Annotated in this window: 21 protein-coding genes; 14 read left to right on the forward strand and 7 right to left on the reverse strand. The window is 64.4% G+C overall.

Translation table 11 applies throughout. From position 1 onward, the window contains the following. The first annotated feature begins 158 nt into the window (after nt 1–158). From K2O51_RS02245 to K2O51_RS02275, 7 genes are all read left to right on the forward strand, one after another. Nucleotides 159–572 carry a VOC family protein gene (locus K2O51_RS02245; protein ID WP_011299947.1) on the forward strand — a complete coding sequence of 138 codons (414 nt, stop codon included), beginning with the start codon at nt 159–161 and terminating at the stop codon, nt 570–572. A gap of 426 nt (nt 573–998) precedes the next feature. Continuing rightward, a complete protein-coding gene (locus K2O51_RS02250) occupies nt 999–1,904 on the forward strand; it encodes a LysR substrate-binding domain-containing protein (protein WP_011299946.1) in 906 nt (301 codons plus the stop codon). Nucleotides 1,905–2,069: 165 nt separating this feature from the next. Further along, nucleotides 2,070–3,599: an argininosuccinate lyase gene (gene argH / locus K2O51_RS02255; RefSeq protein WP_011299945.1), complete on the forward strand. Its 1,530-nt coding sequence runs from the start codon at nt 2,070–2,072 to the stop codon at nt 3,597–3,599. A gap of 14 nt (nt 3,600–3,613) precedes the next feature. Next, nucleotides 3,614–4,570 carry a Bug family tripartite tricarboxylate transporter substrate binding protein gene (locus K2O51_RS02260; protein ID WP_011299944.1) on the forward strand — a complete coding sequence of 319 codons (957 nt, stop codon included), beginning with the start codon at nt 3,614–3,616 and terminating at the stop codon, nt 4,568–4,570. 102 nt (nt 4,571–4,672) lie between these two features. Further along, a complete protein-coding gene (locus K2O51_RS02265; RefSeq protein ID WP_235679931.1) occupies nt 4,673–5,047 on the forward strand; it encodes a RidA family protein in 375 nt (124 codons plus the stop codon). 297 nt (nt 5,048–5,344) lie between these two features. Then, nucleotides 5,345–5,632 (forward strand): CppA family protein, encoded by a 288-nt coding sequence (locus K2O51_RS02270; RefSeq protein ID WP_011299942.1) that lies wholly within the window; start codon nt 5,345–5,347, stop codon nt 5,630–5,632. 253 nt (nt 5,633–5,885) lie between these two features. Beyond that, nucleotides 5,886–6,737 (forward strand): DMT family transporter, encoded by an 852-nt coding sequence (locus tag K2O51_RS02275; RefSeq protein ID WP_041680133.1) that lies wholly within the window; start codon nt 5,886–5,888, stop codon nt 6,735–6,737. A gap of 257 nt (nt 6,738–6,994) precedes the next feature. On the opposite strand, the gene K2O51_RS02280 is transcribed toward K2O51_RS02275, so the two are convergent. Then, on the reverse strand, nt 6,995–7,138 hold the full coding sequence (locus tag K2O51_RS02280) for an entericidin A/B family lipoprotein (protein WP_041680132.1): 144 nt from the start codon (nt 7,136–7,138) through the stop codon (nt 6,995–6,997). Nucleotides 7,139–7,497: 359 nt separating this feature from the next. Between K2O51_RS02280 and K2O51_RS02285 the strand changes: the two genes are divergently transcribed. After that, nucleotides 7,498–7,680, forward strand: coding sequence for a hypothetical protein (locus K2O51_RS02285; RefSeq protein ID WP_011299939.1), 183 nt, complete (start codon nt 7,498–7,500; stop codon nt 7,678–7,680). A 348-nt stretch (nt 7,681–8,028) separates the two neighbouring features. Beyond that, nucleotides 8,029–8,367, forward strand: coding sequence for a hypothetical protein (locus K2O51_RS02290; protein WP_041680131.1), 339 nt, complete (start codon nt 8,029–8,031; stop codon nt 8,365–8,367). Nucleotides 8,368–8,428: 61 nt separating this feature from the next. On the opposite strand, the gene K2O51_RS02295 is transcribed toward K2O51_RS02290, so the two are convergent. From K2O51_RS02295 to K2O51_RS02310, 4 genes are all read right to left on the reverse strand, one after another. Continuing rightward, on the reverse strand, nt 8,429–8,911 hold the full coding sequence (locus K2O51_RS02295) for a DUF1579 domain-containing protein (protein ID WP_011299937.1): 483 nt from the start codon (nt 8,909–8,911) through the stop codon (nt 8,429–8,431). Between the two features lie 115 nt (nt 8,912–9,026). Further along, the gene (locus K2O51_RS02300; protein ID WP_220630442.1) at nt 9,027–9,383 is read right to left on the reverse strand and encodes a DUF2880 domain-containing protein; all 357 of its coding nucleotides are present in this window, start codon (nt 9,381–9,383) and stop codon (nt 9,027–9,029) included. A gap of 63 nt (nt 9,384–9,446) precedes the next feature. Then, nucleotides 9,447–10,631: an MFS transporter gene (locus K2O51_RS02305; protein ID WP_140950333.1), complete on the reverse strand. Its 1,185-nt coding sequence runs from the start codon at nt 10,629–10,631 to the stop codon at nt 9,447–9,449. Between the two features lie 141 nt (nt 10,632–10,772). After that, the gene (locus K2O51_RS02310) at nt 10,773–11,366 is read right to left on the reverse strand and encodes an acyloxyacyl hydrolase (protein WP_140950334.1); all 594 of its coding nucleotides are present in this window, start codon (nt 11,364–11,366) and stop codon (nt 10,773–10,775) included. Between the two features lie 47 nt (nt 11,367–11,413). Here K2O51_RS02310 and K2O51_RS02315 point away from each other — a divergent pair, with 47 nt between their 5' ends. Beyond that, nucleotides 11,414–11,629 carry a hypothetical protein gene (locus tag K2O51_RS02315; protein ID WP_220630443.1) on the forward strand — a complete coding sequence of 72 codons (216 nt, stop codon included), beginning with the start codon at nt 11,414–11,416 and terminating at the stop codon, nt 11,627–11,629. Between the two features lie 135 nt (nt 11,630–11,764). Here the strand turns inward: K2O51_RS02315 and K2O51_RS02320 are convergent, their stop codons facing one another. After that, nucleotides 11,765–13,474: a methyl-accepting chemotaxis protein gene (locus K2O51_RS02320; protein ID WP_011299933.1), complete on the reverse strand. Its 1,710-nt coding sequence runs from the start codon at nt 13,472–13,474 to the stop codon at nt 11,765–11,767. A 332-nt stretch (nt 13,475–13,806) separates the two neighbouring features. On the opposite strand from K2O51_RS02320, the gene K2O51_RS02325 reads away from it, so the two are divergent. From K2O51_RS02325 to K2O51_RS02340, 4 genes are all read left to right on the forward strand, one after another. Further along, entirely contained in the window at nt 13,807–14,160 is a 354-nt protein-coding gene (locus K2O51_RS02325) for a hypothetical protein (RefSeq protein ID WP_011299932.1), read from the forward strand. Nucleotides 14,161–14,288: 128 nt separating this feature from the next. Next, nucleotides 14,289–17,063 carry an autotransporter family protein gene (locus K2O51_RS02330; protein WP_140950337.1) on the forward strand — a complete coding sequence of 925 codons (2,775 nt, stop codon included), beginning with the start codon at nt 14,289–14,291 and terminating at the stop codon, nt 17,061–17,063. A gap of 195 nt (nt 17,064–17,258) precedes the next feature. Further along, nucleotides 17,259–18,485, forward strand: coding sequence for an MFS transporter (locus K2O51_RS02335; protein ID WP_245001825.1), 1,227 nt, complete (start codon nt 17,259–17,261; stop codon nt 18,483–18,485). A 150-nt stretch (nt 18,486–18,635) separates the two neighbouring features. Further along, the gene (locus K2O51_RS02340; protein WP_041680130.1) at nt 18,636–18,818 is read left to right on the forward strand and encodes a hypothetical protein; all 183 of its coding nucleotides are present in this window, start codon (nt 18,636–18,638) and stop codon (nt 18,816–18,818) included. A gap of 93 nt (nt 18,819–18,911) precedes the next feature. Here the strand turns inward: K2O51_RS02340 and K2O51_RS02345 are convergent, their stop codons facing one another. Then, nucleotides 18,912–22,028 (reverse strand): efflux RND transporter permease subunit, encoded by a 3,117-nt coding sequence (locus tag K2O51_RS02345; RefSeq protein ID WP_011299929.1) that lies wholly within the window; start codon nt 22,026–22,028, stop codon nt 18,912–18,914. Nucleotides 22,029–22,034: the final 6 nt, after the last annotated feature.

Consider the following 22,034-nt stretch of genomic DNA (forward strand, 5'->3'; position numbering starts at 1 on the left):
TCCCCCCACCCGGGGCGAGCCGATAACGTTCCCCGCATCGACGGGCTTTCTTCTCGCCCGCACCTTCACTGTTCGTCAGTAAGATGCCATGGCAATCTCGTTATGGCTCACGTCAACAACCAAAAGTCATATATTGCTTAAATGGAGGAAGCCAGATCATGAACAAGCAGATTTTCATCAACCTGCCGGTGACAGACCTCTCGCGATCCAAGGCCTTCTACGAAGCCATTGGCGCGGTCAACAACCCCGCGTTCACTGATGAAACCGCGGCATGCATGGTGATCTCCGAGACGATCTACGCCATGCTGCTTACCCACGACAAATGGCGGCAGTTCACGGGGAAGCGAATCGTCGACGCGCACACGGAGGCACAGGTATTGCTGTGCCTGTCAGCGGGCGGACGGGTAGAGGTGTCTGACCTCGTGCAGAAGGCGACTGACGCCGGCGGCAAGGCGGACCCCACGCCTGTCCAAGATTTCGGCTTCATGTACGGACGCAGCTTCGAGGATCCGGACGGCCATATCTGGGAGGTGATGTGGATGGACCCGGAGGCCGTTCCGCCTCACGCTTAAAGGGCTGACGACTCGACGTCGAACCCTCACGCGTGCGCATCTTTCAGCGTCGTCTGGTATTGCTCCAGAACAGCCACGGCAGTCATCTGGCCCCCGACATCGAAGCCACGATTCAAGACTCAGCGGAGATTCAGGTGGACGCGGTCGCCTATGGCCTTTCCGCGATGGGTGACCCCGTCTAGGTGTTCGACATCCTGGCGGGGGGGCAGCGTCAGGGGATGGCCCTCTGTCCGAAGGCCGGGTTACCAGCGGACTTCCGGCAGTTTGCCTGATGGGCAGAGACCGGCCAGTAAGGGACATTCGCCCGCACGGCAGCCGGGAAACTCGTTGGGCCGCTCCAGGACCCAAAGGAGCCTCTCATGCTGCTTGCGGCAGTGTGAGACGTTCATTACGCTTATGCTCCGAAGAACCTCAGCCTAACTCCCGATGCAACTGAACCCCCGGCAACTAGAAGCCTTCCGCAGTGTCATGGTCGCCGGCAGCATGACTGTTGCAGCCGAGCTTCTGAAGATCAGTCAGCCTGCGGTCAGTTCACTGATCAGGGAGCTCGAAAAGAGACTTGAGATTCGGCTGTTTCGACGGGAAGGCAATCGGCTCATTCCGGGAGCGGAAGCCCAGCGACTGTTCCGGGAGGTGGACCGGTTCTACCAGGGCATGGAGCAGATCGAGCGCGTGGCGATGGACCTCAAGTCTGCACGCATCGGTACGTTACGGGTTGCGTCAATGCATACGTTGGGCTTGAGCTTGCTGAGCGAGGGAATCAAGGAGTTCTCGCTTTCGCGGCCCGATTTGGCCATCTCGCTCGACGTTCGAAACTCTCTGGGCGTGCTTGAGCTTGCCGCCGCACACCAGATCGACATCGGATTTGTGCAGATGTCCGGCAACGAGTTCCCAGGCGTGGATGTTTTTCCGTTGCCAAGCGTCGCGGCGGTCTGCGTGCTCCCACGTGGGCATGCTCTGGCCCGCAAAAGATCATTGAAGATAACTGACCTGCAAGACGAGCCGCTTATTTCCCTGAGCCGCAATAGCCCGGTACGTATGCGATTGGAGATGGAACTCGAAGCCGCCGGCGTGACATGCAAGCCCTCGGTGGTCACATCGCTGGGCCACGTGGCGTGCAGTCTGGTTGCTGGCGGCCTTGGCCTGACAGTCGTCGATCCCTTTACCGCTCGCAGGGTGCGCGAGCCGGGCGTGGTTTGGCGCCCTTTGTGGCCGGTAGTGGAGTTCCACTTTTCCATCGTTCTGCCTTCCCATCAACCGAAATCAAAAGTCGTCGAGGATTTCATCAAGGTGGTCAAGGCGCTCTTCAAAGCAAACGCGGCTCGGCCCTAACCCTCCCCACTCCCGTGTCCGCAACAGCAAACCAGGGTTAGGGTTGTTCACACCCAGAGCTGGACGACCGTCGCACCAAGCCTCTGTGCGAGCACAAGAATCCCTTATGCGCGTCCAACCCTGTCTGTAGTTGTGACTGCCTGACCAAGAATTCATCATCTCGTCATGGAATCTGCCTCACTTAATGCCATGACATCCTCCACTTCCCACGAAACACTGCTTGCCGAAGCCCGGCTAAGCTCGCCCCCGGCCTCCCGGCTTACCAAGCACTACGCCCTGCCGGGACTGGAGCGCGAGCGCAGGCAGTTCCACGAGTTTGTCGCCGTCGATCTTGCCCATACCACCATGCTGGTGGAACAGGGCATTGTTTCCACAGCTACCGGACGCGCAATCCTGGAGCAGTTACTGGCCATTCGCGACATGGAACCTTCGGATTTTCCAGTTGATGCGCGCAAAGGCAGCTTCCTGTTGCAGATGGAGTCGTATCTCTTCAGCGCGATTGGCGAGGATGTCGGTGGGCAGATGCACACAGGCCGCAGCCGGATTGACCAGGGCGCTACCGTACGCCGGCTGTATAAGCGCAATCGCATTCTGGATGTGATGGACCGGCTGAACGAGTTTCAGGATGCAGTCGCCGAGCAAGCGCGCCGCCACGCTCACACCATCATGCCCGGCTACACGCATATGCAGCAGGCACAGCCTTGGGTCTTCGGGCACTATCTCCTCAGTTTCAGCTCTCGCCTGCATGACAGCTTTGAGCGTCTCGCTCAGGCCTACGGGCGCGTCAACCGCAATCCATTGGGGACGGTCGGCCTTGCGGGCACGTCGTGGCCGCTCAACCGCGAGCGGACCACGGAACTGCTCGGCTTCGACGGTCTGGTCGAAAACTCCAAGCTGGGTCGCGAAGCTTTTGACGCCGCAGATGCCATCTGCGCACTTTCTTTCATCATGGCCGACTTGAACGATCTGGCTACCGATCTCCATATTTGGTCCAGCACCGAATTTGGACTGGTTGAATGCGATGACAGCTACTGTGGCACGAGCAGCATCTTCCCCCAGAAGAAGAACCCAGTAGCTTTGGAGACCATCAGGAAGGCTGCCGGCCCCGCAGTAACGTGGCTTGGCGCTGCGCTGGCGACTTTCCGGGCCGAGGGGACTGGGGACCAAGCGATGCGAACCGTCTCTCACATCGATGAAGCGTTCTCAACGACTGAGAGCATGCTGGATCTGTTCACAGGAGTCATCGAAACGCTGATCGTGCATCGGGACCGCATGGCCGAATCGCTCAAGGGTAGTTGGTGCACGGCAAGCAACCTCGCGGATGTAATCGTGCGTGAGCGTGGCCTTTCCTTCCGCCAAGTGCACCACATCGTCGCCCGTGCAGTCCGCAATTGCGTGGCTCAAGGCCTGAGCCCAAATGAATTGACCAGTGCTCGTCTCGACGAAGCCGCGTTCGAAACGGCTGGAGTCCGTCTCCGACTGAGCGACTGTGCAGTTCAGGAGGCGCTCGATCCACGTCGGTTTGTCGAGACCCGGATTACCGATGGAAGCGTCGGGCCGCATCAGGTTGCACGATTGCTCGAGCATGCCGCGCAGGAGCGCGCAGCAGACCGACAATGGGTGAGTATGGCGCGCACCCATTTGGATCGTTCGCAACGGATGCTCATCGAGGCCGTTGTCAAACTCGTTGCTTAAAGGAGACGCAGGTTATGTTGAAGTCTGTTGCAGTAGTTGTGTCGATCGCCGCACTTTCCATGGGTGTTCGTGCGGAGACCTATCCTTCAAAGCCCATCATGCTTGTCGTGCCCTTTGCGGCCGGCGGCACCGTGAACATGATGGGTCGCCTGGTAGCCGAGAATATGGGGGAAAAGCTGGGCCAGCCGGTTGTCGTCGACAACAAAGCTGGTGCCGGTGGCGCAATTGGCGCGGGCTTCGTCGCCAAGGCCTCCCCGGATGGATATACCTTGTTGCTGGGTTCGATGGGACAAGCCGTTCAACCGCTGCTCACCAAGAGGCTGTCGTACGACCCCAAGAAGCTCATTCCGGTTGCGACGTTCGCGACGGTGTCGAATGTCCTGGCGGTATCCGGCAAAGCTTCCGCAAAGAATGTCTCGGAGCTGATCAGCTATTCGAAGGCCAATCCCGGAAAACTGAATATGGCCTCGGCGGGGACGGGTTCCATCAATCACCTTATCGGTGAGCTATTCATGTCCAGAACGGGAGTGGATTTCGTACACGTACCGTACAAGGGTGCTGGTCCTGCAGGCGTGGACTTGCTCGCCGGTCAAGTACAACTGATGTTCGTAAATCTGCCGAACGTGCTGCCCTTTGCCAAGGCGGGAAAGGTCCGTCTGTTAGCTGTAGCCAGCGAAAAGCGCGATCCGGCAATTCCAGATGTTCCCACTTTTGCTGAAGCCGGTGTAAAGGATGCAGTTGTCGAGTCATGGTACGGCCTCATGGCACCTGCCGGTACGAAACCGGAGGTGGTGAAGAAGCTCCAGGATACTCTGCTTGGTATGACAAAAGACAGGCGCTTTATTGCTCAACTGGCGGAGCAAGGTGCCCGACCGTACCCCGGCTCCAGTGCAGACATGGCTCAGCTCATTGAAAAGGAAGCCAAGCGCTGGGGTGAAGTCATTGACCACGCCAAAATTTCACTGGACTAAATCACTGCATTGACGAGGCATGCAATCCTGGCCTGAAGGCCGAGCGTTCCCGCACTTCCTGATGAACAAATGACAGACCGAGAATTGATCGTCCCGCGAGCGATGCAACGTATCGTAGACCGTGCCGGCTATATACCCGCGATAAGGCTTGGCGCCACCGTTTTCTGCGCTGGACAGGTGGGGCGTACCGTTGACCTTGCAGTGATCTCGGATCCCGAAGCGCAGTTCCTGGCGTGCTGGGAGAACCTGCGCGTGGTGTTGGAGGCGGCAGGGTGTACTTTCGAGGACGTTGTCGATATGACGACGTACCACGTGGACATGGCTAAGCATATGCCCATATTCCGGGCAGTGAAGAATCGGATCTTTCCACACGGCACTTGCGCATGGACGTCAATAGGGGTTTCCGAACTCGCACACCCAGGCCTGCTGGTCGAGATCAAGTGCGTCGCAGCGAAGAGCCAGCCCGAGACCGAGTGACGGTGGAGCTTATCATGTCTCCGGCAGCGCCGGCCGAAGCTCGCCGGTAATTGTGTTCATGATAATGGACATGCTCGCTGGTTGCGGCGATTCCCAATGGCCGATCCTCTGCCAATAATCGCCTTGGGCATGGCAATGGTAGAGCGACCGTGATGGGTCGAAAACCGCCGGCGGACCACACCTCACCTAGCCGCGCTGCCTCCTGCAAATCTCACATCTATGATGTTTCCCCTTGCCTATCCCTCGATACTGTATATATTTACAGTACCTGTATGGATAAACAGTGTGAGGGAAGCCATGGAACATCTGATCCGCGTTCACAACGACTATGACCGCCAGGTGCTGGCCTGGCTGCGCGTGCGCATTGGCGATGCGGCGCTGCAGTCCGCCGCGGCCCGGCTCGCTGATGCGCGCAAGCCCTACCTGTCCACTATCTGCCGCAGCCTGGGAATCCGCCCGCCGACCCGGCGCGAATTTGCGCGCGAATCGGCACGGGAATCGGCTTGTGCCCACCGTGCGGTCGGGGACCACTACCTGGCGCGCATCCGCGCCATTCTTGCCGCGTCCGCCGGTGCTCAGCATTGATCCGGATGTTTGCGGTGGGTGCGCAGTGACTATCATCTATCACGACGCTGCGGGCGGCGCCCCCCGCGTCAACGTCACCACGCCACCATGCCATCGCAACCCAGCGGACAAGACATGAACCGGATCGGATTCATCGGAATGCGCAGCCCCCGCTGCGACCGTGTCGCACGGGTCAAGGCCATTGCGCATCGTTCCTGGTTCTCGCGAGGCCACACGCTTGCAGAGTGAACCGGTGCACGCCGCCCGTCCTGCCATGCCCGGCGCGCGCGTAGGCCTGCTGACAGCGCTGGCCATGCTGGCCTTTGCCGGCAATTCGATCCTGTGCCGGCTCGCGCTCAAGGGCACGGCTATTGATGCGGCTTCCTTCACGCTGCTCCGCATTGGCAGCGCGGCGGCGGCCTTGTGGCTGATCCTGATGGTTCGCCATGGTCCGCGCCGGCTGCCAGGTGGCGGGAGCTGGTTGTCGGCGCTGGCGTTGTTCGTGTACGCGGCGGCGTTTTCGTTTGCGTACCTGCATCTTTCGGCTGCCACGGGGGCGCTGTTGCTGTTCGGCGCCGTGCAGGCCACCATGACCGGCTACGGATTGTACGTGGGCGAGCGCCTGCGCTCCGGGCAATGGCTAGGCCTTGCACTGGCGTTGGGCGGGCTCGTGTGGCTGGTGCTCCCGGGGCTCGCCGCCCCGCCGCCGGGCTCATCGCTGCTGATGGTGATGGCTGGCATCGCATGGGGCGTCTATTCACTGCGCGGCAGAGGCGCGGCCGACGCCACTGCGACCACCGCGGGCAACTTCATGCGCGCCGTGCTGCCTGCGCTTGCGTTGGCGTTGGCGTGGGGGATGCATACGCAGCGCAGCGTGGACGGCAGCGGGCTGGCGAGCGCGCTGGTGTCCGGGGCGCTGACTTCCGGCCTCGGTTACGTGGTCTGGTACGCCGTGGTGCCACGGCTTCGCGCGGCGACCGCCGCGACCGTCCAGCTCAGCGTGCCGGTGATCGCGGCGGTGGGCGGCATCGCGCTGCTTGGCGAGGCGATGTCGATACGGCTGGCCGTCAGCGCCGCCGCGGTGCTCGGCGGCATCGCGCTGGTCATTGCCGGGAAGACGCGCTGATTTCCGCAAAGCCGCCGGCATGGAATACCAGTGGCTTGCTCTGTCCGACCTGCTGCGCGCGGTGCAACTGAGCGGTGCCGTCTGTCTCAACGGGGTGACTTCAAGGCGCCCTGGTGCCTGATCTCCGAGCCGACAGGGTTACTCAAGAGCCCGCTACCGCGCATTGATGCGCGACTGGTAGCGCAGGCACGACAGACGACAGGGGTCCGCAAAGGGCCCCTGTCGTCTTGTCAGCATGGCACGGGCGGCCCGCTGGCTTACATCTTCTGCTTGGTGTTTTCCGCGGCGCCTTGCATTTTCTCGCCGCCGCGCTCGACATCCTTGCCGGCGCCCGCAATCGTATTGCAGCCTGTGATGACCAGCATGCCCGCAAGGGCAAATAGTGCGCATAGCTTTCTCATGAGGATCTCCTTGCTTCGTGTGGATGCGGACATGCGCCGCAGCAGGAATAAAGGGGCCGGACTGGCAGATTGAGCGTAGCAATCAGCGAACCGTGCGGGCAGTCCGCATTCGTCCTACAACGGTGTCAGCGGGCAGCGCAAACGCAAGGCACGACCCGGGCTCGGAAGATGCGCAATACGTCATTGCGCGGCGTGCATTGAGTCAGGTCAAGCGGCTGACGACCGACAGGCGCAAGGCGGCCGGGCGTTGTCCATACTGGTATCAGCAAAGCGCGCAGGTTGTGGACCGGCAAGAGGACGAATGCACAAGCCGGCCTGTAACGCTGCCGATACATTCTTCCAATACGACAGACAACACCATGCCTTTCAGCCTCCGGTTCAGCCCCCACGACATCTACCCCGACGCGCTCGAGGCCCGCCTGGCCGAGCTGCACGAGATCGCCGAAGACGTACAGCGCGCCCAGGAACGCCGCTGGCGCAAGTACGGCACGCTGCTTCCGCAGGGCGTGCCGTCACAGGGCAATCCGCACACCCGTCACTGATCGCGCATGCAGGCCTGCTGCAAATAGCGCGCGGCTGGCGCAGCGTGACTCGGGTTGGGGGACTTCGCTCCTCCTGCGGATGCCGTTGTGCCGGGGAGCACCGCCTGCGATGCGTACCCGCCGGCTTTGTCGACCCCGGCCTGAGGCGGTAGCGACTAGCACGGCAAAGACAGCGGAAAAATGGGACATATCGGACATTTCCGACAAGCGGCCGCAATCCGACGCCAATTGTGAACAACTGTGATATCCGATTGGCAAGGCGCGGGGGCTCCGGAAGAATGGGCAGTTCAATGCGGCGCGGTTACAGCAGAACCCGGCCGCCGGGCAGATTCTTCCGACGTAGCCACCATGAAACGACCAACCCGGGAATGTGTACTCGCGCTGATCGCCTGCTTGCGACATGCTGGCCCCATGCGGCGCGACCATCTTGCCAGCGCCTGCAGGCTGACGGCTTCGGAACTCACGCGCGCGCTGAAATCCGCACGGCAGATGGGTGTGGTCGAAGACCTTCCGGCCGCTGACGACATTGCGCAAACCGAGCGGCTGTTTGGCCTGACCGGCCGGGCCCTCCCCCCCGCCCGCCGCGTTCCCGCGCGCGGCGCCGAAGCCGGCCCGAGCTTTCAGCCATTGCTGGATGCATGGGGCATTGCCCGGCCAAGCAACCGGCGCGGCACCCACGCTTCATGACGGCGCGCATCAGTGTGCGGCAAATCGGAAACGGCTTGGTCCGCCTCGCGCGGCCCGAGTGTCAGCGCACGCGCCGGTAACTGGCGCTCATGAATTGCGTCCACTCGCCGTCCGAACCCTGGACATGCGACGTCAGCGTGCGATGGTCGTCGTCGATGAAGCAGATGACGTCGCGATACTTCGCCATCTTGCCGCTGCCAGTGTTGTCCGGCCCCTCGGCGCGCAGCGTGAGTACCTGTCCGTCGGGATCGAGATCGCCTTCATAGGTCCATAGGTAGGTCATCATCGAACCGATGAACGTACCCACGAAATGCTTGCGCGAGGGATCGTAGCCCAGCGTCATCACCGTGGTGGCGGGCCCGCAGCCGGGCATCTCGCCTTCGCTCACGCACTGCACCCACAAGTCCCCCACGCGGCCGACGCGCTCTGGGATTTCCCATTTCACGGGCGGCTGGTCCGCACTCATCAGGGCCTCGCCTGTCGCCATCCACTCCCCCACCAGCCGTTGCAGCCAGCGATGTTCGTTGAGCGCCTCGGTATGCATGGCCTACCTCCTGTCACCTGGCAGTGCGCAGCCACATTTGTGGATGCCGTACACATACACTAGCAAACAGCCTGGACAGTGTCCACATCAACGTCGGCGCCCGGTCGCGCTTAGCTTATTCCGGCAGCCGGACCTTGGTGACGACGAACCTGTCGCCGGGGGCCCGGATCACGTCGCACTGGATCTTTGCCTTGCGCTGGGCACCGTCCGTGCCAAGGTATTCCACATCCGCGACAACGCTGTAGGCATCTTCGGCGACTTTGCGGTACGTGCTGCCATCCCACTTGAAGTGATCGGGATTCGGAAGCTTTGTCTTCACCGCCTTCCTGCACGCGACTGGCGCGCCAGGCGCTTCGTCCTTGCCACGCGGCCTGGGCATTTCGAGGTCGTCGGCGAGTGCCGCACTCGCAGCCAGCAGCAGTCCGGCTGCCGCAATGGCTGCACGGGTTCGGCGGGACAAGGCAAGCGTCATAAAGATCTCCTGGACAGATGGGGGCGTCACATTTTACGCGGGCGGGGCCGCTCATGCCGTCGATCAGGCATCTCCGCGGGCTGGCCGGGCCGCGAGCACCGCCATATTGCGCAGTACGAAGGCGGCGAGCAGTACGCCTGCCGTGCCCCACGCGATGGATGGCAGCCAGGGCAACAGGCCGGCCAGCGCCGGTTGCCTGGCGACGCCGGATGCGACCATGGCAATCCGCACGCAAGCCGCCAGCGCCGCCAGGGCGAACAGAATGCCTGTCAGCCTGCCTTCGCGACCGACATGCCCCGCGTCGATGGCGGCACCGGCCGCAGCACAGAAGACCACGCCCCACAAGAGTCCGACCGCGCACTGGGCCGCCAACAGTACCGTCAGTGAAGGTGCATGGGCAATGCCGGCCAGGACCAGCGCACCCAGCGTCGCAGCGGCCGTCAGTGCGCCATGGTGAAGGAAGCGTCCACGCGGCAGTCGCGCGGGCAATAGGACGCCCATCGCAAAGCCAATCCAGAAAGCTGGCATGACGCGCACGAGTTCGCCGGGCTTCACAAATCTCAGATAGGCCGGCGCGCTGTTCACGCTGCTATGGACCTGGAAGCCGAATGCCAGCAGGAACACGGCGGCCAGCAGCAGCCACGCCATGGCCATGCCGCCAGCGCGTACGGTCGCTGATGCCGCAACAGGTAGCGGCCCCGCGTGGGCTTCCACCCACTGCAAGGCGAGAACCGCGGCCAACAGGCCCAGGCTTGCCAACAGAAACGGCAGTGCCGGCGCTTGGCCACGCATCCACGCCGTGAGCAAGGGCGCCAGCGCGGAGGCCACCCCTACGCCGAGCATGGAGCACCCGACCAGGAATCGCGGAGCTGACTCCCGCAGCCGGCGGGCAATGATCACCATGGGCGGTGCGCGCAGCGCCGACGATGTGGCGGCCCAGCACACGGTCAGAAACAGCATCATCTGGGGCGAAGCCGATTTCGCGAGCAGGGCGAACGCGACAGCCGACACCACGCTGGCAGCGAGTATCCAAGTGCCAACCCGGTGCAAGGCATCGGCTACGCGGTCTGCGGCAATGCCCAGCAAACTGTCCATCACGACGAAGATGGCCTGGTCCATCAGGAGGATCCAGGCCACCTGCGCTGCCGGCAGGCCCGCCTGAGCGGCCAGTGCGGGCAGGAACGCCGTATAGAGCGTCCATGTCACCGCCAGCATGAACTGCACGGAGAACAAGGCCAATGCCTGCATGTCTGCCTGCCGGTATCCGGTATCCGGTATTCGGTCAGCCGCGCAAGGTCGCCGTGCGGCGCTCCGGCGGCATGTACCTGCGCACTAGCCGGCATGGCGGGCGGCCGGCCGCCATGCCTAAACAATAGTTGCTGGCACGTCTCAGAAGCGCGCCGAGTACTGGAGCAGGACGAAATTGATGCCCGGGTTGGGTTCCTTGATGCCCGCGTTCGAATAGTGCTGCAGGCGCAGGGCCAGTTCCGAATCAAGCGTATCGCCGAAACGGTACCCCACGGCCACGCGATCGCCAAACTGGAAGGCCGTGGAAAAGACCTTGTCGTCGGATAGCCGCGTGCGCGATAGCACGTGGACGCCGACGCCGGCTTCGACGAAGACGCCGCTGCGGCCCGCGCCCTGCAGGCGCAGGATCGGCGTCAGGCCAAGATCGCCAAGCGCATTCCCGCCGCTGCCATGGGGATTCCACACGCCACCCGAGACTTCTAACCCGAGGCGCAGGCGAACGGATTGCGAGGACGTCGCCCATAAATCCTGCTTCAGATCCCAGCGCGCTTCGAGCCGCGCCATCGCGGCATCCTTGCCGGCCCCGGCGGACACGCCGAGGCGCACGGGCTCGAACCATGGCTCGGCATGCAACAGGCCGCTGATAAGCGCGCCAGACAAGGCAATGGCAGCCAGTACGGAACGGCGAACGACTCGGCTGGATGGAAAGCGATACAGGGACAGATGGCTAGGCATGACAGCGTGGCAGGCGTGACAGCGTGGCAGGAGGGACGACGACGAGCATGGCAACGGCGGCTTCGGATGGCTGCCGGAATCCCGCTCTGGCGCGGCATTATGCAGCGTTCGGCGCATCGCAAGAAGTCACGTGGATTGCACACTGTGTTCCGTTTTTGGAACAATTCTTGGAATGCTATTGGGCCGTATGGAACAGCCCGTTTGATCTGCCTTTGCGCGCGCAGGCGAAAAACCAAAAAAAAGCCCTCCTTGCGGAGGGCTGAAGTCGGGGGGTGTAGCAAGATGCCACGTGACAGATTCTAAGGATTGGGCCTCGGAGCAAAGCCCCGAATAGTTGCGGCCGGCTTGCCATATTCACGCCTTTGTGACGGCATGCGATGGCTATGCCGGGACACGGCTCAGAAGGAATGCCAATCGTTGTCGGCCTCATCGCCAACACGCGGGGCCCGTGCAGGCTGAGCGGCCGGGGGCGGCCTGCGCACGGCCTGCAAGCCCGGTTGCGTGCCGCTGAATCCGCGTGCGACGGACACCGATGGCGCGCCCTGCACACGGCTCCCTCCCTCCCCCGCGATCCGGAATACCGAAACCGCATCGGCCATGGCATTGGCCTGCTCTTCCAGCGACTTCGCCGCCGCGGCGGACTGTTCGACCAGCGCGGCATTCTGCTGGGTGCCTGAATCGATCTGGCTGATCGCGAGGTGCACCTGTTCCACGCCCTGGCTCTGCTCGCCGGACGCCACGGAGATCTCGCCCATGATGTCCGACACCTGCTGGATCGCACGGATCACCTCACCCATGGTCTGGCCGACCTCCCCCGCTTGCCGCGAACCGTCCTGGACCATGTCCGCGGAGGACTCGATCAGCTCCTTGATTTCCTTGGCGGCCGCCGAAGAGCGCTGCGCCAGCGCCCGCACCTCGCCCGCCACGACCGCGAATCCGCGCCCCTGCTCGCCGGCACGTGCGGCCTCCACCGCCGCGTTCAGCGCCAGGATATTGGTCTGGAAGGCAATGCCCTCGATCAGGCTGGTGATGTCCGAGATCCGCCCCGAACTGCCGCTGATCCGGGCCATCGTCTGCACCATGGCCTGCACCGCCGCGTTGCCGGCATGCGCAAGGTCTCGCGCACTGCCGGCCAGCGTGTTGGCCTGGGACGCGTTGTCAGCGTTCATGCGCACGGTCTGGGAGATCTCCGTCATGCTGGCCGCGGTCTCCTGGAGCGAGGCCGCCTGTTGCTCCGTGCGCGCGGACAAATCCATATTGCCGCTGGCGATTTCACGCGATGCCACACGCACGGCCTCGCTCGATACCTGGATGCCGCGGACCGTTTGCGCAAGCTGGCTGCTCATGCGCGCCATGGCACCAAACAGCAGGCCGAACTCGTCGCGCGAGCGAATCTCGATCTGCTGGTCCAGGCGGCCTCCGGCGATCTCGTCGGCGATTTCCACGGAGCGGCGAAGCTGGCGCGTAATGGTTCGCAGCAGATAGTGCGACGCCCCCAGCGAAACGAGCAACCCAAGCACCACCAGCACCGCGGTCGTCCACAGCGCTGAACGCGCCTCCGTGAGACTCCGGCGATGGTAGTCACCGGCCTGGTTCAGGTTGACTTCCACACCGCGCGTGATGAGCTCGCCGACCTTGTCGCCGGCCGCACCGAGATCGCTTTCCTGCAGACGGGCTGCCGCGGCCCGGTCACCGGCTTCGAGCAGGTGCAGCTCCTGTGCGACAAGATCCGCGAAGCGCGCCAGCGCCGTGTCAAGCTGATCCGCCATGTCCCGCTCGCGCGGCGACGTGACCCGCGTGGGGTAATAGGCTTGCCAGCCCTTCTTCATTTTTGCCTGGTATTCGCGCACCAGGGCCATGTCCGCACTGCCTTCGTCCTCCGAAGTCGCCTGGATTTTCCACAGCAGCCGGCGGATATGGAGTTGTGCCACGCGGACGTCCGCCAGCTCGCCGATGGCCACGGTGTTCTGCTCGTAGGCGTCGTGCATGTTCTCGTTCAGGCTCGAGATGGTTTGCAAGGCGAAAAGCCCGATCGCCAGCATCAGCGCGATACAAACACTGAACACCAGGAGGATCCTGAACTTGATCGTATGGATGAACTGACTCATTGTGGAAATTCGATTGCAGGCTGGGTGAAACCCCCGATACTCGCGGCCGGCATGCCTGTGCGGACGCGGTCTGCGTCGGCACAATGGCCAGGCGCGGTTTTCCCGGCCTTAACGGCAGGGCTCCGGCGGACGTGATGTCCGCCGCCAGGATCGTTGATGCGCCGCAAACAATGAAGGTGCGACAAGATGGCGCCATGTACCGCCCCAATCGAATGAAGGGCCGCCAGTGTCGGCTAGCGAACAGTCCGCGATTGCCGCCGCCATCAAGATGCGCATAACCGCCTCCGGGTGCCCATGACGCCAGGCCGCGGTGCTCGTCACGGAGGCCCGCCATGTTCAGGAAAACCATGCTGACCGGCAAGCCGCAGGCTTGCACGGTAAACGCCGCGGTGCCGGCCCATGAGGCGGCCACGCCTGACGCTGTTCCCGACCAGCTTTCGCGCAGCCTCAAGACGCAGGGCGACGCCATGGTGCAGTACGGCGCGCGCCTGCTGGTGCTGCGCGAGTTCCTGGCTGCGCTGTGTGCGGGGATGTCTGCGGAACGCCGCGACAGCGTTGAGGGCGCCTTCCGCAAGCGTGTCGATGACCTGCTGTGCCTGACCGACGACCGGCAGTTGCCCGAAGCCTTTCACGCCACGCTTCTTGCCGAAATCAACTACTACCTGGGCGAGCTGAAGCGCCGCTGAGCGACGTGCTGACCGGCCCCCGGCCGTACCAGAGCCTCGCGCGGCACAGATCACCCTTGCCATCCGGCCAGCCGCGCCTATTGTTCCCGTGAAGAGCGCACCTCAGCGCGCCAGACCACCGGGACGCCATGCCGCATCGTTCCAGCCGCCCGCCCCACGGCACATGGCCAGCCACGGTGCTCGCCGTGGCGCTCGGCCTGCGCCCCGATGTCGCGCTCGCCGCCTGTGATCTCGCCGCCCCTGCCGACGGGCAGACCGCCACATGCACGCCGCTGGCGCCCAATCCCGCCACCACTCCCATCGTCGCGCAGCCGGGCAGCAGCCGGGTCACGGTGACCATTGAGCCGAATGCCGAACTGGCGGTGGCGGCAGGCAGCGCAGTCGTCGTCCGCGAGCAAAGCCTGGTGGACAATGGCGGCACCTTGCGAGGAACGGGTGACGCGGCCCCCACCGTGCTCATGCAAGGCACCGGCAACACGCTCGACAACCGCGGCACGATCATTGCCACGGGCACGGCGTCGCACGCCGTCTTCGTGGACGGGAACGCGCCTGCCACGGTACGCAACAGCGGCACGCTTCTCGCCACGGGAACGGACAGCTCCGGGTTGCAGGGCGGCACGGCGCTGACCGTGACCAACACCGCCGCCGGGCGCATCCTGAGCGATCAGTCCAACGCCATCTTCGCCAACCATGGCATCACGCTGGACAATGCCGGCCTGATCCACTCGGACGCGACCAGCATCATCGTCAACAACGGCCCCAGCTCGATCGACAATACCGGCACGATCGAATCGTTGAGTGGAAACGCCATCGGCGCGACAAGAGCGGCTGTCGTCATTACCAACCGCGGCACGATCTCCGGCGGCTTCCGCGCGATTGACCTGGACGTCGGCAATGACGTCGTGAACATGCTCGGCGGCACCATCCGCGGCGCAATCGTGCTGCGTGAGGGGGATGACCGCTTCGAGATGTCCGGCGGGCAAGTCGATGCCGTGGACATGGGTCCGGGCCGCGACGCCGTCGTCATCTCCGGTGGCCAGGTGAATGGCGCCATCGCGCTCGGCGACGACAGCGATGCCGCCACGTTGCGCGGGCTGACCGATGCCAACCTGGCTGGCATGCCACGTCTGGATGGCGGCAGCGGCCTGGACAGCCTGACCCTCGACCAGAGCCGTCTCTCCGGCGTGGCCCGCCTGGTCGGCTTTGAAGCAGTAAACCTGACCAACCACAGCACGCTTGTCATGGACGGCGACCTCGTACTCGGCGACCCGGCCCTGCAAGCGCCTGCGGCCCTTGGCTTGCAGCGCCCACTCGCTGTTACCGCGCCAACGGCCGGCACGCTGGACATCGACAGCACCAGCACGCTGCAGATCGGCCCCGCCGGCAACGCGGCCATTGTGGCAGCAGCCGCGGGACAACTGGCAGCGGTCAACAATGCCGGCGTCATCGACCTGACTACGGGCTCCACGCCGGCAGCGAGCCGCCTGCAGATCGTCGGTCACTACACGGGCAACGGCGGGCAACTGCTGCTGCGCAGCATACTGGGCGCGGACAACTCGCCCTCTGACCGGCTTGGCGTCTCGCAAGGCACGGTTTCCGGAAGCACCACGATCGCGCTGGCCAATGCCGGCGGCAATGGCGGGCTGACCGTAGTGGACGGGATCCCGCTCGTTGTGGTCACCGACGGCGGCACCTCGACGCCATCCGCGTTCCGGCTCGCGGGAGGCCAGATCCAGGCCGGCGCATACGTCTATGTGCTGTACCGCGGTGGCGTCAGCAACGGTACGGCCGATAGCTGGTTCCTGCGATCCAGCCTTGCCCCGGCTTCGTCAGTGTCCCCGGCACCGCCGTCCGCCGCGCCCCAGCCGGTACTGTCACCACAACCGGCGGCAGGCAGCCCCGCCCTGCCGCCCGCGCCGGCAGCCGATGCGTCGCCGGTCCCACTCTACCGGCCGGCAGTGCCCGTCTATGCGGCCATTGCAGGCGTCGCCCGACAGCTGGGCGTCGACCAGATCGCCACCTTCCATGAACGCCAGGGCGAGCAGGCCCTGCTGACCGAACGCGGCGCGCTCGGTGCTGCCTGGGCCCGGGCCTGGGGCAGCAACGGCCATCAGTCCCAAGGCGGCGAGGTACACCCGGATTTCAGCGGCACGCTCGCCGGCCTGCAAGTCGGGCAAGACTTGTACGCCATGGCGGGCGATGGCCCCGGTGGCCATCGCGATCATTTCGGTGCCTACTTCGGCTACGCGCGGGCGGCGGGCGACATTGCCGGCTTCGCGCTTGGCTTTCCCGGCTATGCGGCCGGCAAGCTCGATATCAACGCGTACAGCGTAGGCGCATACTGGAGCCATATCGGACCCGGCAACTGGTACACCGATACGGTGCTGCAGTACAGCACGCTGACGATCGATCCGAGCACCCATACCGGCACGGGCGCCACAACACATGGCAACGCACTGGCGCTATCCGCAGAGGGCGGCATGCCGCTCCAGTTGTCGCCCACCGTGACACTGGAGCCGCAAGTGCAGCTTGTGTGGCAGCACCTTTCCCTCAATGACCTGCAGGACCAGGTCAGCACCGTGACTTTCCGCAATGCCGACAGCACGCTCGCACGTGCCGGTGTCCGGCTCCAGAAAGTGCTGGAGTACCGCGGCGTGCGCTGGCAGCCCTGGCTGCGCACGGATATCCTGCACGCCTTCGGGGGCACGGACCAGACTACCTTTGCAGCCACGACCTCGATCCCTACCAGCCAGGCCTACACGGCTGCGCGTTTCGAGGCGGGGATCGCCGGAAAGGCTGGCCCGCGCGGCAGCGTCTACGGCACCGTCGGCTACCTGACCAGCCTGGACGGCGTGCCACGCAGCGCGTGGTTCGGCAATATCGGCGCACGCTGGTCCTGGTAACGTGCCCGGTCGCGGGTCCTATCGCCGGGCAGCCGTCGGGAGTCGGTCTGCAAGCCTGCGCTACAAGTGCTACCCTGCCGGCCACTACACGCTTGCGGCACCGGTCGACGGTGCACGCGTTGCGCCGACGTCGCATCGATATGCCGCCGGGAACACCATAAACCGGCACTCGATGCCGTCCAGTTGAAGATCGCCATGACCGTCCAGTCGACCACCGGCGGGGCCACCGCTTCCGGCACACGCCCGGCGCAGCCACCGCAATCCGTCCCCGCATGGGTGACGCCGCTGCTTGCCGCAGCCTGTGGCGTGACCGTCGCCAACCTGTACTTCGCCCAGCCGCTGGTCGGCCCGATTGCCACAGCGCTGCAATTGTCGCCGGGCGCGGCCGGCCTGATCATCACGCTGGTCCAGGCCGGCTACTGCCTCGGGCTGTTGTTGCTGGTACCGCTGGCCGACCTGGTGGAGAACCGGCGCCTTGTATGCCGGCTGCTGGCCGGCAACGCGGTGGCTCTTGCCGGTGCCGCCTTTGCAACGCACGCGGCCACGTTCCTGCTCGCCGCCTGGCTGATCGGGTTCTGTTCCGTGGCCGTGCAGGTGCTGGTGCCGTTTGCCGCCCACCTGGCGCCCGAGCATGCGCGCGGACGCGCCGTCGGCAATGTCACGAGCGGGTTGCTGCTCGGCATCATGCTGGCGCGGCCGATCTCAAGCCTGGTGGCCGATCTCTGGGGCTGGCATGCCATCTTCGCGCTGTCGTCGGTGGTCATGGCCTTGCTGGCCCTGGTCCTGTCACGGCGCCTGCCGCAGCGCGCGCCGGCACCCGGCGGGCGCTATGCGGAGATGCTGGCCTCCATGTGGCATTTGCTGCGCACGCAGCCGGTGCTGCGCCGGCGTGCGGCCTACCAGGCCAGCATGTTCGGCGCCTTCAGCCTGTTCTGGACCACCGTCCCGCTGTACCTGTCCGGACCGGATTTCGGGCTGTCGCAGCGAGGCATCGCGCTGTTCGCACTGGCCGGCGTGGCTGGCGCCATCGCCGCGCCCATCGCCGGCCGACTGGCCGACCGCGGGCGCGGCCGCCGCATGACGGCCATTGCCTTGTTGCTTGGCGCGGGGTCGATGCTGATCGGGCTGGCCGGCACGCCCGGATCGGCGATCGCCCTGGCAATGCTGACCGTCGCCGCGATCGTGCTCGATTTCGGCGTCTCGGCGAGCCTGGTCGTCGGGCAGCGGGCGATCTTTTCGCTGAGCGCGGAGCACCGCGGCCGGCTCAACGGCGTGTTCATGGCCGTGTTCTTCGTTGGCGGAGCGCTCGGTTCTGCACTGGGGGGCTGGGCCTACGCGCACGGCGGCTGGCCGCTGGCCAGCGGCATCGGCTTCGCGCTGCCGATCCTGGCACTGCTTTTCTTCGCCACGGAGCGGCGCTGAAGCCATCTCATGCATGGTGTCATGAACTGAAACAGGCTCCGCGTGCTTGCGGGGCAAAAGTCTTGAGCGCGCCTGCCGTTATTGTTCCTGCCTGGCAGCTGTCCCCCACGATTTCCCCGGTCAGGCACCCCTATCCCCGGAAGGCCAGCCATGTCATTTGTCACTAAGACCGTCGAAGTCCAGTACCGCCAGAAAGGCCACAAGTCGGTTGTCACCTCCACCGAAGCCGTCGCACTGTCCGACCGCCACGCGGAAGACCCGAAGGCGATCCTCGCCACGCTGCGGCTGCTGCATCCGCAGTGGGAGGACATCAAGGTGATGTCCGTGTCGTAAGACACAACGCACTGTTCAGGCAAAGAAGAAAGGCGCTCCGCGCACCGCGCGAAGCGCCTTTTGTCGTCGGGCCGGCGACCTCAGCTCACCGCATCAGACCGGCACATCCTTGGTCGGATCCGCCTTGCGGTCGTCAAACCAGCGGTACAACGTCGGCACCATCACGAGCGTGAGCAGTGTCGACGTGATCAGCCCGCCGATCACCACCACCGCCAGCGGTCGCTGCACTTCCGAGCCCGGGCCGGACGAGAACAGGAACGGCACCAGGCCAAGCATCGCAATCGTGGCCGTCATCATTACCGGCCGGAAGCGCTGGGTCGCCCCCTGCACCACCGCCTCCGTCACGGACAGGCCCGAATCGCGCAGCGTGCGGATGTACGACACCAGCACCACGCCGTTGAGCACAGCCATGCCCCACAGCGCGATAAAGCCCACCGATGCCGGCACCGACAGATACTCGCCCGTGACGAACAGCCCGATGATCCCCCCGATCGATGCGAACGGCAGCACCGTGATGATCAGCGTGGCGAAGCGCAGCGAGTTGAACAGCAGGAACAGCAGGAAGAAGATCGCGGCGATGGTCACCGGCACGATGATCTTCAGGTGGCCCATGGCGCGCTCCATATTCTGGAACTGGCCGCCCCACTCGAGGTAGTAGCCTTCCGGCAGCTTGACCTTGGCGCCCGCCGCCTGCTGCAACTCGGCCACGAAGCCGCCGAGATCGCGGTCCTTCACGTTGATCATCACCACCACGCGACGCTTGGCCATTTCTCGGCTGATCTGCGCGGGGCCGTCGCTGACCTCGATCTTCGCCACGCTTTGCAGCGGCACTTGCGTGCCGTTGGGCGTCGCCACCAGCAACTGGCGGATCGCCTGAACGTTGTTGCGGAAATCCTCCGGCAGGCGTACTGCCGCCGCGAAGCGGCGCTCGCCTTCGAAGATATCCGTCGCGCGCTTGCCGCCGATGGCAATCTCGATCACGTCGTGGATGTCGGACACGTTGAGCCCGTAGCGCGCAATCGCCTGGCGATCGATCTCGATCGACAGGTACTGCTGCCCCGACACGCGCTCGATGCGGATATCCTGCGAGCCCTGGATGCCGCCCGCCACGCGCGCGATCTCGCCCGCAAGTTCGCGCAACTTATCGAGATCGTCGCCGAACACCTTCACCGCGACGTCGGAACGCACGCCGCTGACCATCTCGTCGACGCGGTCGGAAATCGGCTGCGCCATCACGATCTGCACGCCGGGAATGGCCTTGAGCTTTTCACGGATGGCGTTGGCGATGTCATCCTGCGTCCAGCCGTCGGGCCACTCGTGGCGGTCCTTCAGGCTCGCGATCGGCGTCGATTCGTTCTGGCCCTGCGGATCCGCAGGGCTTTCGCCGCGGCCCACTCCCGACACCACCGACTTCACGCCCGGTACACCAAGCACGAGCTTGTTGGCCTCTTTCTCGAGCTTGATCGACTCTTCGAGCGAGATGTTCGGCACCCGGTCGATGGCCGGCACGATCGACCCTTCCTTCATCTCGGGAATGAACGATGTGCCAAGCAGCGGCACGATGGCCAGCGTCAACACAAAGGCACCCACTGCGCCGATCACCGTCTTGCGGCTGTTGCCCAGCGCCCAGTGCAGCATGCGCAGGTAGTGCCGCTTCATGAACGCGATGATCTTCGTGTCGTGCTCGGCACCACCCTTGAGCAGGTACGAACTCAGCACCGGCGACAGTGTGAGCGACAGGAGGAGCGAAATCGCAAGCGCAATCGAGATCGTGAACGCCAGCGGCGCAAACATCTTGCCTTCCATGCCCGACAGCGTCATCAGCGGCAGGAACACCAGGATGATGATGCCCACGCCGACGATCACGGGTGTGGCCACTTCCTGCACGGCCTTGACCAGTATCTGGGTCTTGGTGAGCCCCGGTTCCTTATGGCCTAGCCGCTCGAACGCGTTCTCGACCACCACCACAGAACCGTCCACCATCAGGCCGATCGCGATCGCAAGCCCGCCCAGCGACATCAGGTTGGCCGACAGTCCCATCCTGTTCATGACGATGAAAGTCAGCAACGGCGTCAGCACCAGCGTGGCGAGCACGATGACCGACGAACGCACGTCGCCGAGGAACAGGAACAGCACGATCACCACGAGCACCACGCCTTCGAGCAGCACCTTGGTCACCGTCCACAGCGCGGCATCGACGAGTTCGCTGCGGTCGTAATACGGCACGATCTGCAGCTTGCCGGGCAGCATGCCCTTGGCGTTGATCTCGGCCACGCGCGCCTTGACGCGGCTTACTACTTCCTTGGCATTGCCGCCGCGCATCATCATGACGATGCCGCCGACCGCCTCGGTCTGGCCGTTCTTCACGAGCGCGCCCTGGCGTACCTCGTGCCCGATGGTGACGGTGGCCACATCGCGCAGGTAGACCGGCGTGCCGGCCACTTCCTTGAGCACGATGCTGCCGAGGTCGTCCACGCCCTTGGCCAAACCGACGCCGCGGATCAGGTACTGCTCCGCGTAGTGCGGGAGCACGCCGCCGCCAGAGTTGGCGTTGTTACGCGCCAGCGCCTGATAGACCTGCTGGATCGAGACATCGTAGTGGCGCATGCGCTCGGGGTTGACCAGCGCCTGGTACTGGCGCACGTAGCCGCCCTGCGAGTTGATCTCGGCCACGCCGGGGATCGAGCGCAGCAGCGGGCGCACCACCCAGTCCTGCGCGATGCGGCGCTCGGCCAGTTCTTCCTGTGTCAGTTCACGGTTGCCGTCGTCGGGGCGATCCAGTGTGTACTGGTAGACCTCGCCGAGGCCGGTCGAGACCGGGCCCAGCACCGGCGTCACGCCTTCGGGCATGCGTCCGGACACTTCGATGAGCCGCTCCATCACGAGCTGGCGTGCGAAGTAGACGTCGGTGGCGTCGGTGAACACGAGCGTGATCAGCGACAGCCCGGCTTTGTTCAGCGAGCGCATCTCTTCCAGGCCGGGCAGGCCAGTCATGGCCATTTCCACGGGCACAGTGACAAAGCGCTCCACTTCTTCCGGCGAACGGCCGGCCGCTTCGGTGGCGATCTGCACCTGCACGTTGGTCACGTCGGGAAACGCGTCTACCGACAGCTTGGTGGCCGCACGCAGGCCGAAGAAAAACAGCACCACGGCCAGCACGCACACCACCAGCCGCTGCTTGATGGCGGCTTCAACCAGGGATTTCATCATGGCCGA

It is taken from the genome of Cupriavidus pinatubonensis, from assembly GCF_019602855.1.
GTDB lineage: Bacteria > Pseudomonadota > Gammaproteobacteria > Burkholderiales > Burkholderiaceae > Cupriavidus > Cupriavidus pinatubonensis.

Coding starts and splice junctions, on each gene's coding strand:
- K2O51_RS02245 (WP_011299947.1), top strand. CDS start 159: ATGAACAAGCAGATTTTCATCAACCTGCCGGTGACAGACCTCTCGCGA.
- K2O51_RS02250 (WP_011299946.1), top strand. CDS start 999: ATGCAACTGAACCCCCGGCAACTAGAAGCCTTCCGCAGTGTCATGGTC.
- argH (WP_011299945.1), top strand. CDS start 2,070: ATGGAATCTGCCTCACTTAATGCCATGACATCCTCCACTTCCCACGAA.
- K2O51_RS02260 (WP_011299944.1), top strand. CDS start 3,614: ATGTTGAAGTCTGTTGCAGTAGTTGTGTCGATCGCCGCACTTTCCATG.
- K2O51_RS02265 (WP_235679931.1), top strand. CDS start 4,673: ATGCAACGTATCGTAGACCGTGCCGGCTATATACCCGCGATAAGGCTT.
- K2O51_RS02270 (WP_011299942.1), top strand. CDS start 5,345: ATGGAACATCTGATCCGCGTTCACAACGACTATGACCGCCAGGTGCTG.
- K2O51_RS02275 (WP_041680133.1), top strand. CDS start 5,886: ATGCCCGGCGCGCGCGTAGGCCTGCTGACAGCGCTGGCCATGCTGGCC.
- K2O51_RS02280 (WP_041680132.1), bottom strand. CDS start 7,138: ATGAGAAAGCTATGCGCACTATTTGCCCTTGCGGGCATGCTGGTCATC.
- K2O51_RS02285 (WP_011299939.1), top strand. CDS start 7,498: ATGCCTTTCAGCCTCCGGTTCAGCCCCCACGACATCTACCCCGACGCG.
- K2O51_RS02290 (WP_041680131.1), top strand. CDS start 8,029: ATGAAACGACCAACCCGGGAATGTGTACTCGCGCTGATCGCCTGCTTG.
- K2O51_RS02295 (WP_011299937.1), bottom strand. CDS start 8,911: ATGCATACCGAGGCGCTCAACGAACATCGCTGGCTGCAACGGCTGGTG.
- K2O51_RS02300 (WP_220630442.1), bottom strand. CDS start 9,383: ATGACGCTTGCCTTGTCCCGCCGAACCCGTGCAGCCATTGCGGCAGCC.
- K2O51_RS02305 (WP_140950333.1), bottom strand. CDS start 10,631: ATGCAGGCATTGGCCTTGTTCTCCGTGCAGTTCATGCTGGCGGTGACA.
- K2O51_RS02310 (WP_140950334.1), bottom strand. CDS start 11,366: ATGCCTAGCCATCTGTCCCTGTATCGCTTTCCATCCAGCCGAGTCGTT.
- K2O51_RS02315 (WP_220630443.1), top strand. CDS start 11,414: ATGGCAACGGCGGCTTCGGATGGCTGCCGGAATCCCGCTCTGGCGCGG.
- K2O51_RS02320 (WP_011299933.1), bottom strand. CDS start 13,474: ATGAGTCAGTTCATCCATACGATCAAGTTCAGGATCCTCCTGGTGTTC.
- K2O51_RS02325 (WP_011299932.1), top strand. CDS start 13,807: ATGTTCAGGAAAACCATGCTGACCGGCAAGCCGCAGGCTTGCACGGTA.
- K2O51_RS02330 (WP_140950337.1), top strand. CDS start 14,289: ATGCCGCATCGTTCCAGCCGCCCGCCCCACGGCACATGGCCAGCCACG.
- K2O51_RS02335 (WP_245001825.1), top strand. CDS start 17,259: ATGACCGTCCAGTCGACCACCGGCGGGGCCACCGCTTCCGGCACACGC.
- K2O51_RS02340 (WP_041680130.1), top strand. CDS start 18,636: ATGTCATTTGTCACTAAGACCGTCGAAGTCCAGTACCGCCAGAAAGGC.
- K2O51_RS02345 (WP_011299929.1), bottom strand. CDS start 22,028: ATGATGAAATCCCTGGTTGAAGCCGCCATCAAGCAGCGGCTGGTGGTG.